This is a genomic window from Paractinoplanes polyasparticus (assembly GCF_019710575.1).
Lineage (GTDB): Bacteria > Actinomycetota > Actinomycetes > Mycobacteriales > Micromonosporaceae > Actinoplanes > Actinoplanes polyasparticus.
Genome location: NZ_JAHWFK010000001.1, coordinates 1 through 15,248, shown reverse-complemented (window position 1 = coordinate 15,248; position 15,248 = coordinate 1). Strand labels below are relative to the sequence as shown.

The window sequence follows — 15,248 nt, the reverse complement described above, 5'->3', positions numbered from 1 at the left end:
TCAGGCGTCCTGCTTGCGGCGCCGCGCCACCCGGAACAGCCCGGCGCCGATGCCGAACGTGATCAGCACGCCCGCCGCACCGGCGAGGGCCGTCGACAGGAAGCTGTTCTCGATGCCCCGGATGCCGTAGTCGGCCAGCGGCGAGTCCGCGAGCTGATGCGAACCCTCCTGCTGGGCGATGCACGTGCCGCCGGTGATCTCGCCCTCGGCGTTGAACGTGCAGCCCTCGCGCGCCGTCGCGTCCAGCCCGTCCGGGCTCGACGACGCGAAGTTGCTCACCACGCCGGCCAGCAGCAGCGCCACCAGCAGGCCACCGGCCAGGAACCAGCCCAGTCGCCTGGTCATGCGTTCACCTTCGTTCCGACGACGATCGGCTGGCGGAACCGTCGCAGCGCGTACACCAGGTCGGGCCGGACCCTGGCCACGGTGGCGACGGTCGTGGCGGCGATCAGCCCCTCACCGATGCCGATCAGCGCGTGGACGCCGGCCAAGGTGCCCGAGACCCAGGGCAGCGACAGCTCGGTGGTGCCGCCCAGCGCGTACTCGAGAACGAAGCCCTGCGAAGCGACGACCACCGACACCACCGAGGCGATGAAGGCGGTCGCGGCCAGCCCTCGGGCGTTCCGGGGCAGGACGCGCAGCAGCCCCGCCACCAGCAGGTATCCGGCCGCGGTGCCCAGCAGGGCCATGTTGGTGATGTTGAGGCCGAGCGCCGTCAGCCCACCGTCGGCGAACAACAGGCACTGCACGATCAGGACGGTCGAGACGCACAGCGCGCCGACCCACGGCCCGACCAGGATGACCGCCAGCGTGCCGCCCAGCAGGTGCCCCGAGACGCCCGGCAGCACCTGGAAGTTCAGCATCTGCACCGCGAAGATGAACGCCGCGACCAGCCCGGCCATCGGGGCGAGACGCTCGTCGAGGTCGTTACGGGCCTTCCGCACACAGAAGGCCAGCGCAGCGACAGCCAGGACCGCAAAGACAGCCGACACCGGTCCGTCGACGATCCCGTTGGCGATGTGCATCGCCGTGGTCTCCATGGGGCCTCCTCGTAGGCAGTAAGACATACCTACCGCTATTGCGAAGTCTTGGCAATTGAACAGCGGATGGCAACTAGGAGTTCGCTGCATCACTGAATCCGGATGGGCAACGCCCACGATCAAGAGCGGGATGTCGTAGCGGGGTGGTGGGCACAGACCGCTGCTCACGCCGAGGGCGCGGGTGGGCCGAGCTGGCCGCGGGCGCGTCCAGAACGCTCGGCCCACCCGCGCGACCTGCGTAAATGGTCACGCTCCGAACCGCCGGGCCGCTCCCAGCCGTCTGGTGCTGTCCGGCCTGCCGACCGTGACCAAGTGGTGGGTGGAGCAGCAAGTTGCTGATCGCGGTCGCGTGCTCGTGGTGGTGGCGGATCAGAAGAGGGAGAGCTGGCCCGGGGTGGGCTCGCGGCGGGCGGTCAGGCTGCCCCGGAAGACCCACGGGCGGAACTCGGGCGTGGGGTCGGCGTCGGGGGCGGTCGGCGGGTCGCCGCCGGTGAGGGCCCACAGCGATGGGCCGAGGTTGATGCCCCGGGCACGCAGGGCGCGGCGCATGACAGCCGTGCTGAGCGGGAGGCGGGCGCCCGACAGGTCGGGGATCGGCAGGTCGTGACGCATGCTCATGAGGCGGCGGTTGCGGTCGACGATGTCTCGGGCGTCGGGGGCGGTGAAGCAACTGGCGGCGTGGGCGCCCACCGTGTCGCGCACCAGAGCGGCGCCTGCCTCCCAGGCTGCTTCGAGGGTGCCGAACGCGGTCAGGAGCTTGGCTGCCGTGGTGGCGCCGAAGCGGCGTACGCCGTGGAGGTTGTCGGACGGGTCGCCGCGAAGCGCGGCGAAGTCGCGGTATTGCCACGGGTGGACGCCGTAGAGCGCGGGCAACGCGGCCGCGTCGATCAGCACCGCCTCGTCGAAGCCGCCGTTGCGGACGCGCAGCACCGTGGTGGACTCGTCGATCAGGGCGAAAGCGTCGCGGTCGCTGGTCATGAGTACCGAGCGCCAGCCGCCGGCCCGGGCCGTGGCCGCCGCGCTGGCCAGCACGTCGTCGGCCTCGTAGGCGGGGGGAACCACGACGCAGACCCCGGCGTCGCGCAGCAGGGCCGGCGCGGCCAGCAACTGGGCGGTCAGGTCTTCGGCCTTGTCGGGGCGATGGGCCTTGTAGGCCGGATAGTCGGTGCGCCGGGCCGAGTCGACGGGGCAGTCGAAGCCGACCACCACCGCGTCGGGCCGCAGGTGGGCCGCCGCCCGGGCCAGATAGCCGACCAGGCCCCGCAGCGCCCAGATGGGATTGCCGTCGTCGTCGACCCAGCCGTCGCCGGCGCCGGCGTGGTAGGCGCGGTGGAGCAGGCTGTTGCCGTCGAGAACGAGGAGCAGGGGGTCGGGGCGCGGCACCTGACAGAGACTACGCCGGGGGTGCGACGCTTTCCGGTGCCGCGGCCGCGGCGGCTATTGCGGGGGTGCCACGCTGTCCCGTTGCACGAGGGTGGGGGCGATGATGCGTCGCGCGCCCTCGGTGGTGCCCGACTCGATCTGGGCCAGCAAGAGCTCGAGGCTGGCGGTGGCGACCGCGTCGAAGTCGGGGCGGATCGTGGTCAGCGGCGGCGTGTAGAAGCCGGCCTCGGGCACGTCGTCGAAGCCGACCACGCTGACGTCGGCCGGCACCCGGCGCCCGTGCTCGTTGAGCGCGCGCAGCAGCCCGAGAGCGATGTGGTCGTTGGCCGCGAACACCGCCGTCGCTTCGGGCAGGCGAGCCAGCAGCTGGCCGTTGCGGTAGCCCGAGGCGGCGCTCCAGTCGCCGGTGAGCAACGGTGGCACCTCGCGGCCGGCTTCGCGCAGCGCGGCCTCCCAGCCCCGCACGCGTCCGGCGGCGTCGAACCAGTCGGCCGGGCCCGAGATGTGCCAGACGGTGCGGTGCCCGAGGCTGAGCAGGTGTTCGGTGGCGGCCTTGGCCCCGGCGAACTGGTCGACCGTGACCAGGGACGCCGCGTGCTCCGGGTCGCCGTCGATGGTGACCAGCGGGATGTCGCCGGGCAGCTTGGCCAGGGCGGGCGCGGCCGAGGTGACCGGGGCGATCACGACCAGCCCGGCCACGCGCTGGTCGAGGTGGCGTTCCACGGCCTCGGCGATGGACTGCTCGTCGAGGTTGCGCACGCTGCCCACGTTGACCGCGAAACCGGTGGCCTGCGCGGCCTCCTCGAACGCGGTGAGCATCGACGCCGGCCCGTACAGCGAGGAGTTCTGGGCGACGACCCCGAGCACCTTGGACGTGCCGGTGACCAGCGCCCGGGCCGCCCGGTCGGGCCGGTAGCCGAGCTCGGCGATGGCGGCGCGCACCTTGAGGCGGGTGGGTTCGCTCACGTTGGGGTGCTCGTTGAGCACCCGCGACACGGTCTGGTGCGACACGCCGGCCAGCCGGGCGACGTCCATCATTCCGGGCGGCCGCCCACGCTTCACACTCATCCGCGGCAGCATAAACCGAGCGGGCCCGGGTGCGGTGACCGCCGAACGGCCGGCGGGCGCGTTCTAGTGCGGGTCCTGCCGGTCGGCGAAGGCTGCCCATGGGTCCTCGCGCGGCGGCGCGGAGCGCGCCGGCCCGGCCGCAACCGCTCGCGCAGGCGAGGAAGTACGAGCGGCGGCGTACGCCGCCAGGGCGGTGGTGATGGGCACGGCCGTGATCAGCCCGATCGTGCCGACCGCGCTGCGCACAAGCTCCTGCGCGATCAGCTGACCGGTCAGCAGCTCGCCCACCGGCGTCTCGCCCGCCGCGAACAGCAGCATCAACGGCAGCGAGGCCCCCGCGTAGGCGAGCACGATCGTGTTGATGACCGACGCGATGTGCGCCCGCCCGATGCGGGTTGCCGCGCCGTAGAGCTGGCGGAACCCGTACGCCGGATTGGCCTGCGCCAGCTCGGCCACCGTGGCCGACTGGGTCACGGTGACGTCGTCGAGCACGCCGAGCGACCCGATCACGATGCCGGCCAGCAGCAGGCCGCGCATGTTGATCTCACCCTGGGTGATGCTGAGGAAGTTGGCCGTCTCGTCCGCGACCCCGTTGAGATGGGTGCCCGCCGTCGCCGCGGCCGACAGCAGCGCCGTGATGGTCAGGCTGGCCAGCGTGCCGGCCACGGCTATCGACGTCGTGATCGAGAACCCGTGCGTCAGGTACAGCACGGTCAGCATGATCGCGGCCGCCCCGACCACGGCCACCAGGACGGGTGACCTGCCGTCGAGGATGGCCGGCACCACGAAGAGCAACAGCACGACGAAGGTGAGCCCCAGCCCGGCCAGCGCGGTCAGCCCGCGCCAGCGCCCGAACGCGATCACCGCCAGCGCGAACGCCGCTCCGAGCAGCCACAGCTCGGCGCCGCGCTGGTGGTCGACGATCGAGTAGCTCTCACTCTCGCCGCCCTCACCGTCGAGCAGCCGCAGCAGTACGACGTCGTCGCCCGGAGCCACCTCGACGGCCCCGGGACCGTTCGGGATATCGGCCGTGACCTCCTGGCCGCCGGACAGCCGTACGGTGACCGTTCCGCAGTTCTGCCCGGGCGCCGGATCGCCGTCCGGCACCTCGGCACAGGGCAGGGGCGTGACCGCGCGCACCTCACCCATGACGCGGGTCAGTCCCTCGGCGTCCCTGGCTCCGGGGAGCGACTCGCTCGGCCACAGCAGCAGCATGCCGAGAACGGTCAGCAACGCCGCCGGGACCAGGAACAACAACGTCAGCCGGCGGGTGCCCGGAGAGCCCGCGAACGAAGGGTGATGGTGGCCCGGCATGGCGACCAGGGTAGGGCAGCGCGCGGCGGCTCCGAGCGGCAAGGCACCATGGGCCGCTATGAACCGGAGGTCGTCAGTTTCCGTACGGAAGGCCGTGGGGAACGTTTGGCACCGCCGGCTCGTGTCCTGGCTGCTCGCGACCGGCCTTGCCGTGATCGTCCCGGCGCTGGGCTGGCCCGCGCAGCCCGCCGAGGCCCACGCCATCCTCACCCAGGCCTCGCCGCAGCAGGGCTCGGTGGTCAAGGCCGCGCCCGAGCAGGTGATGCTGCGCTTCAACGAGGCGATCCAGGTGATCCCGGGCCGCACCCAGGTGATCGGCCCCGACGGCAAGCGGGTCAACGTCGGCGACCCGGTGCCGCAGCAGAACGGCATGACGATCAAGTTGCGCCCGGCCGACCGCCCGCTCGGCACGTACCTGGTCAGCTACCGCATCGTCTCGGCCGACAGCCATCCCATCTCGGGCGCCTTCACGTTCTCGGTGGGCGCCCCGTCGGCGAGCGCCCCGTCCGCCCCCGACGAGGGCGTCGACCCGGCCGTGCAGACCGCCACGGCCGTCTCCAAGTTCTTCGGGTACGGCGGTCTCACGCTCGCCGTCGGCCCGGTGCTCTTCCTCGCGCTGTGGTTCCGGCGCCGCTCCCTGGTCACGATGGCCCGGGCCGGCCTGGGCGTGGTCGCCGCGAGCACGCTGGCCGCGATCTGGCTGCAGGCGCCGGCGTCGTCCGGCGCCGGCCCGTTCGACGTCTCGGCGGGTGAGCTGGGCCAGGTGCTGACCAGCTCGTTCGGGATCATCCTGGCCGTCCGCCTGATCCTGCTGGGCGTGGCCGCCTGGCTGGTGCCGCGGGTGCGCCGGCACGCCGGCCGGGGCCCGACCGCCGTACTCGTGGCCCTGGTCGTGGCCATTCTGGTGACCTGGCCGTTGACCGGTCACCCGGCGGCCTCGCCGTTCGCCTGGCTGCTGGTCGTGGCCGACACCGTCCACCTCGCCGGCATGGCCGTGTGGCTCGGCGGTCTGGTGGTGCTGACCACCGTCGTCCTGCGCCGGGCCGAGACCCGGCAGCTGCGGCTGATCCTGCCGTCCTGGTCGCGCTGGGCCGCCATCTCGGTCTACTGGCTGGTCGCGGCCGGGGTGCTGCAGGCCGTCGTGCAGACGGGCAGCGTCGAGGCCCTGTTCGACTCCGGCTACGGCCGGCTGCTGCTGATCAAAACCGGTCTGCTGGCCGTCGTGCTGGGCGTGGCGGCCTGGTCGCGCCGGCTGGTGCAGCGCGGCGCCTCGGTCGCCACCACCAGCCGGCTGCGCCGGGCGACCGCGGCCGAGGTCGGCATCACCGCTCTGGTGCTGGCGGCCACCGCCGTGCTCGTGCAGACGAACCCGGGCCGGGCCGTCGACGTCGAGGCGGTCGCGGCGGCCAAGGCGCGGGGCTTCGTGACCACGCTGAACAGCAAGCTGTACTCGGTGCAGTTCGACGTCTTCCCGGCCTCGGTCGGCGAATACAACACGATCCACGCCTTCGTCTACACGCCCGAGGGCAAGCCGCTGAAGGTGCTCGAGTGGAAGGTGACGCTGGCCCTGCCCGAGAAGGGCGTGGAGCCGATCGACAACCCGGTCTCGTCCATTCTGGAGAACCAGGGCCTGGGCAACCTCACGTTCCCGTTCCCCGGCGAGTGGCAGCTGTCGATGACGTTGCGCACGACCGAGATCGATCAGGCGACGGTGACCACCACGATCCCGGTGCGGTAAGTACGCTCGGGCGCATGAGTGCGACCGACAAGGCGCGCCAGGTGTGGGACAGGGCGGCGCCCGCGTACGACCGGCAGATCGTGTTCCTGGAACGCGTCTGGTTCACCGGCGGCCGCGAGTGGATCGGCCGGCGTGCCCGCGGCCGGGTGCTCGACGTGGCCGTCGGCACCGGGCGCAACCTGCCGTTCTATCCGGCTGACGCCACGATCAGCGGCATCGAGCTGAGCCCGGTCATGCTGGCCCACGCCCGTCGGCGGGCGGCCGAACTGGGTCGTCCGGCCGATCTGCGCGAGGGTGACGCCGAAAATCTGCCGTACGACGACGACAGCTTCGACACCGTGGTCTGCGCGCTGTCCCTGTGCACGATTCCCGACCCGCGCGCCGCGGTCGCCGAGATGCACCGCGTGCTCGTGCCGGGCGGCCGCCTGCTGCTCGTCGACCACATCGGCAGCTCGTGGCCCCCGATCCGGGCCGCCCAGTGGCTGCTGGAACGCGTGACCATCGCGACCGCGGGCGAGCACTTCACCCGGCGTCAGCGTTCCGTCGTCGAGGCCGCCGGGTTCGGGATCGTCGAGAGCGAGCGGCTCAAGGCCGGCAGCATCGAACGGATCCACGCCGTCAGGATCAGAGAAAGGGGCTGACGTGCGCCGCCCGGCGCACGTCAGCCTCGATCCTCAGGCGAGCGGGCAGGTGTTGCGGTAGTCGGAGACCGAGACGCTGGACGGTCCCGGGCAGATGAACTGGTCGTAGCGGGTGTCGTTGTCGACGAACCGCTTGAGCCAGGCCACCGCGAGCCGCGCGGTGAACGTGTTGGTCGTCTGCGGGAAGAAGTGGCTCGCGTTGTTCAGCTCGAGGTACGCCTTCTCGGTGGCCGACGGGATGGTGTTGTAGAACGGGATCGAGTGCGAGCTGACCGGGGCGATGGAGTCGCTCTCGCCGCCGACGATCAGGGTCGGGACCCGCAGGCTCGACCAGCTCTTGGTGGTGTTCCAGGGCGCCAGCGGCACGGCCGCCTGCAACGAGGGCCGGGTGCGGGCGGCCTCGAGGCTGCCGCCGCCACCCATCGAGTGCCCGGACACGGCCAGGCGGGTCGTGTCGATGCGGGAGCGCACCGAGCTCGACCGGGTCAGGTAGTCGAGCGCGGCCAGCAGCTGCGAGCCGCGCGAGTCGGGCTGGTCGAGCAGCGTGTTGGTCTCGATCCCGATCACGACGAAGCCGTGCGACGCGATGCGCGGGCCCAGCCAGGCCAGGGTCGACCAGGTGGCGGTGAAGCCGGGCGAGATGGCGACCGCGCCGAAGGTGCCCTGCGTGGTGCTGGTCGGGTAGTAGATGGTGCCGCCACCGAAGCCGGAGACGAGCGATGACACGTTCTCGGTGCCGACTGCGAAGGGGCCACGGCTGGCGTCGAGCGCGGCGACCGTCGGGTCCGGTCCTCGTTCGTACGGGTTGTCGGCGGCCTGGGCCGGCGCCGGGGCGAGGCCGACGGCGAGAGCCGACGCGGTGGCCATCGCCAGGACGATCCGGCGGAGTTTGCGAACCTGCTGCACCTGACACGCTCCCGGGGGATAGGGAATTGATGGCGGTCAGTGTTTGCGCGGCTCCGACGAGTGCGCATCGGCGAAACCACCGGCCATCCGTAATGGCCTGTTAACACCGCTGAAATTTCACCAGCCGAAAAGTCGGCGTCGATGTCTTCCGGCCCGCGACGGGCGCCGACAGACTCTCGACATGGAAGATGCACCCACAGTGCAAGAAGTTCCGGACGCCGTGCGCGCCGTGCTCGATGCCGCCGGGGCCGGCCGCGGCGGTGTGCTGGTTCTGCACGCAGGCATCGGCGAGGGCCGTACGACGATGCTGCGCGCCGCCGCCACCGGACGGACCGGGTGGACGGTGCTGGCCGCACCCGGTCACGCCGACGAGTCCGCCGTGCCCGGCGCGGGCCTCCAACGCCTGCTCGCGCCGCTGGCGGAGCTCTGCCGGCACGACGAGCCACTGTCCGCGCTGATCGCCGGCCACGAGCCCCGCTGCGCCCCGCTCGTGCTCGCCCTGAGCCTGCGGGCGCTCGTGGCGGAGGCGGCCCGCCGCGGTCCGGTGCTCCTCCTGCTCGACGACGCCGACCAGTTCGACCCACTGTCCTGGCAGCAGATCCGGATGCTCGCCCGGCGGGTCCACGAGCTCCCGGTGGCGATCCTGGCCTCCGTCACCTCCGCCTCCGCCGCGGCCGGCCTCCCGGCGTACCGCCTCGCACCCCTCGACGAACAGGCGAGCCACGCCCTCGTGCGGCGGCACGCCCCCGACACGACCGGCGAGGTCGCCGCGGCCCTGATCACCCTGGCCGGCGGCCATCCCGGCGCGCTGACCGAGCTGGCCGGCGCCCTGACCCGGCAGCAGCAGCGCGGCCTCGCACCGCTGCCCGTCTCGCTGCCGCCGGAGAGCCCGTTGCGGCTGCGCTTCCGAACGGCCCTGGCCGCGCTGCCCGACGCGACCCGTGACCTGCTTCTGCTCGCCGCCACCGACCCGGGCGCGCACCCGTCCGACCTCCTCGCCGCCGCGGGACCCGGCCGCGGCCTGGCCGACCTCGAACCGGCCGAACGGGCGGGGCTGATCGTCGCCCACGCCGACGGCGTGCGCTTCCGCCCGTCCGTGCTGCGCCTGATCGCGTACGACGACGAACCGATCGGCCGCCGCCGAGCCGCCCACCTCGCCCTGGCCGAGGTCCTGGCCGGCCGTGGCCGTCGGCTGGCGGCGCTGCTGCACCGCGCCGTCGTGGCCGTCGCACCCGACGACGCCCTGGCCCACGACCTGCTGCTGGCCGCCGGGGACGCGTCCCCGCCCGAAGCGTTCGCCGCACAGCGCCATGCCGCCGGCCTGAGCAGCAGTCCGGCCGGCGAGGCTCGGGCCCTGCTGGCGGCGGCCCGCTCGGCGATGGCCGCGGGCCGTCCGCACGACGCCCGCCCGTTGCTGCGCCGCGCGTCCCGGCTGCGGGGAAATGCTGCGGTCCGCGCCCGGGCCCGCGGCCTCATCGCCGAGATGCGCCTGCGGCGGGCTCCGGCCGAGGCCCGCGAGGCCCTGCTCGACGTGGCCGGCGAGCTGATGACGACCGACCCGTCCGGTGCCGTCGACGCCCTGCTGCTGGCGGGCGAGGCGTGCGGGCGGACCGGTGACCCGGGCCGCTACCCCCGGCTCGCCCGGCAGGCCGCCGTCCGGTGCCGTGACGGCCGCCCGGCCACCGACATGGCTCTGCACCAGGTCGTCGGCGTCGCGGACCTGATGACGGGCGACGAGGACACCGCGTTCCGCCACCTGCGCGAGGTGCTGCGGCTCGCGGATCACACCACCGACCCCTCGGCCCTGACCTGGGCGGCCGGCACCGGCCTGCTGCTCGGCCAGGACCGGCGTGCCGCCCGGCTCGCGTGGCGCGCGGTGTCGCTGGCCCGCGAGGCCGGTAACGCGCCGCTCGTGCCGGAGGCCCTGGAGGTGGCGGCCTTCGCCGAGCTGGCCGCGGGCCGCCACGACGCTGCCACCGAGGCCGCTCTCGACGGTGCGGCGGTCGCCCGGGCCGCGGGCCGCCCCGACCTGGCCGACGCCCACTGGGACCTGCTCGGCCTGCTGGCCGCGTTCCGGGGCGACGCCGAGACGAGCCGTGAGCGGCCCGCCGCGGGCGATCTCGGAGACTGGTCGGAGGCACTGCTCGATCTGGTGGCCGGGCGGCCGGAGCCCGCGGCGGAGCGGCTCGCGCGGATCGCCCGTACGGGCTCGATGATCTTGCGGGTGGCGATCGCGCCGCACCTGGTCGAGGCGTCCGGCGGGGGCGGCGAGGTCTTCGACCGCTGGGCTGCCCGCACCGGACAGCCGGGCTGGCTCGCCCTGCGCAGCCGGTGCCGGGCCCTGCGCGGGGAGGAGTCCGCCGACGACTACTTCCGCGAGGCGCTGGCCTGGCACGAACGGGACGAGGACGCGGGCTTCGCCCGGGCCCACACCGAGCTTCTGTACGGCCGGCACCTGCGCCGCCGCCGGCGGCCGGCCGAGGCCCGCGACCACCTGCGCCGCGCCGCCGAACGGTTCCGCCGCTTCGACGCCCAGCCGTGGGCCGAGCAGGCCGCCCGCGAGCTACGGGCGGCGGGGGAGCGGATCGGTCCGGTCGGCCGGGCCCCGCTGACCGCCCAGCAGGAGCGGATCGCGGGCCTGGTCGCCGAGGGCGCCACCAACCGCGAGGTGGCCCAGCAACTGCACCTGAGCCCCCGCACGATCGACCATCACCTGCGCAATGTCTTCGCCCGCCTCGGCGTGCGGAGCCGGACCGAGCTGGCCCGGCTCCTCGCCGGCTGAATCGTCACCTCAGATCTTCTCGACCGTGACCGGGGTGACCAGGCGGCGGTCGCGGTCCTCGACGACGCGCACGTCGCCGGTCAGCGTCACCCGGCCGGTGCACGGCAGGTCGGTGGCCGACGTGCCGACCAGCACGTCGAGGTCGCCCGGCTCGACCACGCGCGAGTAGTCGCGGCCGGTGAACGCGGTGCGGTCGGCGTGCACGGTGAACGTCACGTCCTTGGCCTCGCCCGGCTCGAGCGGCACCCGGGCGAACCCGGTCAGCTGCTTCACCGGCCGGGTCACCTGGGCCACCAGGTCCTTCAGATAGAGCTGCACGACCTCGTCACCCGGCCGCGAGCCCGTGTTGCGAACCCGCACAGTCACCGTGAACTCGCCGTCGACCGGCACCGGTCCCTCGCTGATCCGCAGGTCGTCGAGCTCGAACGACGTGTACGAGCGGCCGTGGCCGAACGGGAACAGCGGGGCCGGGTCAAGGTTGCTGACCCCGGTGTTCTCGGCCCCCAGTGCCGGCTGCAGGTAGGTGCCGGGCTGCCCGCCGGCGTGCCGCGGGATCTGCACCGGCAGCTTCGCTCCGGGATTGACCCGGCCGGTGAGCACGCCCGCGATCGCGGCGCCGCCCTCCTCGCCCGGCATGAACGCCTGGACCAGCCCGGCCGCCCGGCCGGCGAAGGCGCCGAGGGCGTACGGGCGTCCGGAGACCACGACGATGACGACCGGCCGGCCGGTGGCGAGCAGCTCCTCGAGCAGGTCGGCCTGCACGCCGGGCAGGGTCAGGTCCGCCGCGTCGCAGCCCTCGCCCGAGGTGCCGTGCCCGAACAGGCCGGCCAGGTCGCCGACCATCGCGACGGTCACGTCGGCGCCCCGGGCTGCCTCGACGGCCGCCGCGAAGCCGGACCGGTCGTCCCCGATGACCGCGCAGCCCTGTTCGTACACGATCTCGCTGCCCTTAAGTGCAGATCCGAGCGCTTCGACGGCGGTTGGCACCTCGATGCCCAGACCGGCGTCGGGATAGCGCGGCAGCACGTGGTTGGGGAAGGCGTAGCAGCCCATGAACGTCCGCGGATCGGCTGCCGCCGGGCCGACCACCGCGACCCGCTTGACGTCGGTGGCCAGCGGCAGCGCCGATCCGGCGTCGAGCAGCACGATCGACCGCTCGGCCAGCTCGCGGGCCAGCTCGCGGTTCCCGGCCGAGTCGAGATCGACCTCGTCCGCGCCGGCGACCGACTTCTCCGGAGTCCAGTCCGCGTCGAGAAGTCCCAGCTCGACCTTCTGGGTGAGCAGGCGGCGGACGGCGCGGTCGATCAGCTCCTCGGGCACCCGGCCGATCAGCTCGGGACCGAAGCCCAGCGTGTCGGGCAGTTCGACGTCGATGCCGGCGGTCAGCGACTGGACGCCGGCGTCGACCATGTCGGTCGCGACGTGATGGGTGCTGGCCAGGAACGGCACGGCCCAGTAGTCGGAGACGACGGTGCCGGTGAAGCCCCAGCGGTCGCGCAGCAGTTCGGTGAACAGCCAGGGATCGGCCACGGCGGGCAGGCCGTCGATGTCCGAGTAGGAGTTCATGACCGAACCGGCGCCGGCCTCGCGGATCGCCGTCTCGAAGGTCGGCAGGATGACGTCGAGCAGCTCCCGGCGGCCCATCGGCACCGGCCCGTGGTTGCGGGCGCCGCGCGAGGCCGAGTAGCCGGCGAAGTGCTTGAGGGTGGCGATGACGCCGGCGCTCTGCAGGCCGCGGACGTATCCGGCGCCGAGCAGAGCAACCAGGTACGGGTCCTCGCCGATGGTCTCCTCGACCCGGCCCCAGCGGTAATCGCGGACGACGTCGAGCACGGGGGAGAGGCCCTGGTGCACGCCGACGGCCGCCATGTCGCGGCCGATCGCGGCGGCCATCCGCTCGACCAGATCGGGGTCGAAGGTGGCGCCCCACGCGATCGCGGCCGGGTAGACGGTGGCGCCGAAGGTGGTGAAGCCGGTCAGGCACTCCTCGTGCACGATGGCCGGAATGCTCAAGCGGGAGTTGGCCAGGACGATGTGCTGCTGACGGATCACCTCGGCTGCGCCCTGAGCGGGGGTGAGCGGGTAGCTTCCGAAGACACGCGTGAGATGGCCCAGTCCGTTCCGGCTGGCCTCATCGAGGGGTATGGTGCCCGATGCGGCGAAAACGTCCTGCATGGGTGCGACGTTGAGGGTCTCCTCCGGGGATTCCACTTCTTCGGTCTGCATGTCGTTTCCGACCCAACGGCTGCCGAGTTGGCCTACCTTCTCTTCGAGGGTCATCTCGGCGAGCAGAGCGTCGACGCGCTCGGCAACGGGTAGCGCCGGGTCCTGCCATGGCTTGCGTGCCGGTTCTGTGGTCACGGCGCACTCCTCAGTTGTTGCTCAGACGTTCCGAAACTTTCAGTGTTTGCACAGCGGGTTCTTCCGGTGCCCGATGATCTTAAGCAGGGTCTTGCGCGCAGGTCGGGACAGCGTCCACTCTTGCCGTGGGAGCGCGACCACAGCAAGACTCTTGACATGATCACAGCGAAACCCTACGTTAACGAAACCTCGTGTTAATTTGCGGTTGTCAAGCGAAAGTTGCAGCTCTTGTGACGCGGACGACCACTGACCACGGCGGATCCTCTCGCCGCCACCGAGGCGGCATTCGAGTTCGGAGATCAGCGTGACCAATAGCCCTCTCTCCCGGCGGAACTTCATGGGCCTCGCCGCGGGTGCCGCCGGCGCCGCGGCGCTCGCGGCCTGTGGCAGTGACGGCCCCAGCGAAAGCGGCGGCGGCAACAGCGGCGGCAGCAGCGGCGGCGGTGCGGCCTCCTACTGGTCGCTGAGCGGCCCGCCCGGCGAGCCCGTCCGCAAGGCGTCCATCAAGCGGTTCAACGACGCCAACCCGGACACCAAGCTCAGCGAGCTGTACTTCCAGAACGACGCGTACAAGCAGAAGATCAAGACGTCGCTGGGCGCGAACCAGGGCCCGACGATGATCTGGGGCTGGGGCGGTGGCGGTCTCAAGGAGTACGTCAACTCCAACCTGGTGGAGGACCTGACCGACTTCTTCGGTCAGAACGCCGCGGTGAAGGACAAGATCCTGCCCAGCTCGTTCGGTGCGGCCACGGTCAACGGCAAGATCTACGCGATGCCGATCGAGACGGTCCAGCCGATCGTGCTGTTCTACAACAAGAAGGTTTTCGAGCGCGTCGGTGTGCAGCCCCCGAAGTCGTGGGGCGAGATCATGGCGCTGGTGCCGAAGTTCAACGCGGCCAAGGTTGCCCCGTTCTCGCTGGCCGGGCAGTCGCGCTGGACGAACATGATGTGGCTGGAGTTCCTGCTCGACCGCACCGCGGGTTCGGAGGTCTTCGACCGGGTGTTCGCCGGCGAGAAGGGCGCGTGGAGCGACCCGGCCGTGCTGGACATGCTGACCAAGATCCAGGATCTGGTGAAGGCCAACGGCTTCCAGAAGGGCTTCTCGTCGACCACGGCCGACTCGAACGCCGACCAGGCGCTGCTCTACACGGGCAAGGCCGCCATGATGGTCCACGGCTCCTGGTCGTACGGCATCCAGACCGCTCAGGGCGGCAACTTCGTCAAGGACGACGGCCTGGGCTGGATGAACTTCCCGCCGGTCGAGGGCGGCAAGGGCGACCCCAGCAACACCGTCGGCAACCCGGGCCAGTACCTCTCGATCTCGTCCAAGGCGAGTGCCGAGGCCAAGGAGACGGCGAAGAAGTTCATGTCGACGACCCTGGTCGACGACGCCGAGAAGGAAGCCTGGGTCAAGTCCGGCGGTGTGCCGGTGCTGAAGAACAGTGACAGCCTCTTCACCGGCGGCGACGCGCAGTTCCTCAAGGACATGGCGGCGATCGCGAACGGCGCCAAGACGTTTGCGCAGTCGTGGGACCAGGCGTTGAGCCCGACCGCGGCCGAGACGCTGCTGGACAACATCGCCAAGCTGTTCCAGCTCCAGGTCAGCCCGCAGCAGTGGGTCGACGCCATGAACGGGGTCATCGGCAAGTGACGACGATCGCTCCGCCTGTCGTACGGACGAATCAGTCCACCCGGTCCAGCGGCGGGCGGAGCGGTTCCGTCGTCTGGATGGCACTACCGGCGCTCTTCTGGTTCCTGGCCTTCGGTGTGGTTCCCCTGCTGGGCGTGCTCTGGCTCAGCTTCACCACCTGGAACGGCATCGGCGAGATCCAGCAGTCCGGCTTCACCAGCTGGAAAGCCACGCTCTCCGATCCCGGTCTGCCCAACGCCCTCTGGGTCACGTTCCTGATCATGGCGTTGTCGTGGGCGGTGCAGACCCCGTTGTCGATCCTGATCGGGGTGTTCATCGCGGCTCGTAAGCGTTATCGCGAGTTCCTGGCGGTGTTGTTCTTCAT

At 72.0% G+C, this 15,248-nt stretch carries 11 protein-coding genes and 1 pseudogene; 5 read left to right on the top strand and 7 right to left on the bottom strand.

The genetic code is table 11. The annotated features are described in order from the left end of the window. The 5 genes from KXC43_RS00060 to KXC43_RS00040 all read right to left on the bottom strand — a co-directional run bounded on the left by KXC43_RS00060 (position 1) and on the right by KXC43_RS00040 (position 4,805). Positions 1 to 345 (bottom strand): PDGLE domain-containing protein, encoded by a 345-nt coding sequence (locus tag KXC43_RS00060; RefSeq protein WP_221373762.1) that lies wholly within the window; start codon positions 343 to 345, stop codon positions 1 to 3. Then, the gene (locus tag KXC43_RS00055) at positions 342 to 1,040 is read right to left on the bottom strand and encodes an energy-coupling factor ABC transporter permease (RefSeq protein WP_221373761.1); all 699 of its coding nucleotides are present in this window, start codon (positions 1,038 to 1,040) and stop codon (positions 342 to 344) included. Before KXC43_RS00055 ends, KXC43_RS00060 begins: the two co-directional genes overlap by 4 nt. Before the next feature lie 369 nt (positions 1,041 to 1,409). After that, positions 1,410 to 2,423, bottom strand: coding sequence for a 5'-3' exonuclease (locus KXC43_RS00050; protein ID WP_221373760.1), 1,014 nt, complete (start codon positions 2,421 to 2,423; stop codon positions 1,410 to 1,412). Positions 2,424 to 2,477: 54 nt separating this feature from the next. Continuing rightward, a complete protein-coding gene (locus tag KXC43_RS00045) occupies positions 2,478 to 3,491 on the bottom strand; it encodes a LacI family DNA-binding transcriptional regulator (protein WP_438870844.1) in 1,014 nt (337 codons plus the stop codon). A gap of 63 nt (positions 3,492 to 3,554) precedes the next feature. Beyond that, the gene (locus KXC43_RS00040; RefSeq protein ID WP_221373759.1) at positions 3,555 to 4,805 is read right to left on the bottom strand and encodes a YibE/F family protein; all 1,251 of its coding nucleotides are present in this window, start codon (positions 4,803 to 4,805) and stop codon (positions 3,555 to 3,557) included. A 121-nt stretch (positions 4,806 to 4,926) separates the two neighbouring features. Here KXC43_RS00040 and KXC43_RS00035 point away from each other — a divergent pair, with 121 nt between their 5' ends. Together KXC43_RS00035 and KXC43_RS00030 are read left to right on the top strand one after the other, a co-directional pair. Then, on the top strand, positions 4,927 to 6,543 hold the full coding sequence (locus tag KXC43_RS00035) for a copper resistance CopC/CopD family protein (protein ID WP_221373758.1): 1,617 nt from the start codon (positions 4,927 to 4,929) through the stop codon (positions 6,541 to 6,543). 14 nt (positions 6,544 to 6,557) lie between these two features. After that, positions 6,558 to 7,184: a class I SAM-dependent methyltransferase gene (locus KXC43_RS00030; protein ID WP_221373757.1), complete on the top strand. Its 627-nt coding sequence runs from the start codon at positions 6,558 to 6,560 to the stop codon at positions 7,182 to 7,184. Positions 7,185 to 7,217: 33 nt separating this feature from the next. Here KXC43_RS00030 and KXC43_RS00025 read toward each other — a convergent pair whose 3' ends face one another. After that, positions 7,218 to 8,051, bottom strand: coding sequence for an alpha/beta hydrolase family protein (locus KXC43_RS00025; protein ID WP_221374687.1), 834 nt, complete (start codon positions 8,049 to 8,051; stop codon positions 7,218 to 7,220). Between the two features lie 220 nt (positions 8,052 to 8,271). Between KXC43_RS00025 and KXC43_RS00020 the strand changes: the two genes are divergently transcribed. Further along, a complete protein-coding gene (locus KXC43_RS00020) occupies positions 8,272 to 10,872 on the top strand; it encodes a helix-turn-helix transcriptional regulator (RefSeq protein WP_221373756.1) in 2,601 nt (866 codons plus the stop codon). A gap of 9 nt (positions 10,873 to 10,881) precedes the next feature. Here KXC43_RS00020 and KXC43_RS00015 read toward each other — a convergent pair whose 3' ends face one another. Further along, the gene (locus tag KXC43_RS00015; RefSeq protein WP_221373755.1) at positions 10,882 to 13,233 is read right to left on the bottom strand and encodes a glycoside hydrolase family 3 N-terminal domain-containing protein; all 2,352 of its coding nucleotides are present in this window, start codon (positions 13,231 to 13,233) and stop codon (positions 10,882 to 10,884) included. A 304-nt stretch (positions 13,234 to 13,537) separates the two neighbouring features. On the opposite strand from KXC43_RS00015, the gene KXC43_RS00010 reads away from it, so the two are divergent. Both KXC43_RS00010 and KXC43_RS00005 read left to right on the top strand, forming a co-directional pair. Further along, positions 13,538 to 14,884 carry an extracellular solute-binding protein gene (locus KXC43_RS00010; protein WP_221373754.1) on the top strand — a complete coding sequence of 449 codons (1,347 nt, stop codon included), beginning with the start codon at positions 13,538 to 13,540 and terminating at the stop codon, positions 14,882 to 14,884. 77 nt (positions 14,885 to 14,961) lie between these two features. Beyond that, positions 14,962 to 15,248 (top strand): annotated as a pseudogene (locus KXC43_RS00005) (sugar ABC transporter permease); the annotation flags it as partial.

What these genes read in the sequence shown, in the direction of transcription:
- KXC43_RS00060 (WP_221373762.1), bottom strand. Translation starts at nt 345, where the DNA reads ATGACCAGGCGACTGGGCTGGTTCCTGGCCGGTGGCCTGCTGGTGGCG.
- KXC43_RS00055 (WP_221373761.1), bottom strand. Translation starts at nt 1,040, where the DNA reads ATGGAGACCACGGCGATGCACATCGCCAACGGGATCGTCGACGGACCG.
- KXC43_RS00045 (WP_438870844.1), bottom strand. Translation starts at nt 3,491, where the DNA reads ATGAGTGTGAAGCGTGGGCGGCCGCCCGGAATGATGGACGTCGCCCGG.
- KXC43_RS00040 (WP_221373759.1), bottom strand. Translation starts at nt 4,805, where the DNA reads ATGCCGGGCCACCATCACCCTTCGTTCGCGGGCTCTCCGGGCACCCGC.
- KXC43_RS00030 (WP_221373757.1), top strand. Translation starts at nt 6,558, where the DNA reads ATGAGTGCGACCGACAAGGCGCGCCAGGTGTGGGACAGGGCGGCGCCC.
- KXC43_RS00025 (WP_221374687.1), bottom strand. Translation starts at nt 8,051, where the DNA reads ATGGCCACCGCGTCGGCTCTCGCCGTCGGCCTCGCCCCGGCGCCGGCC.
- KXC43_RS00020 (WP_221373756.1), top strand. Translation starts at nt 8,272, where the DNA reads ATGGAAGATGCACCCACAGTGCAAGAAGTTCCGGACGCCGTGCGCGCC.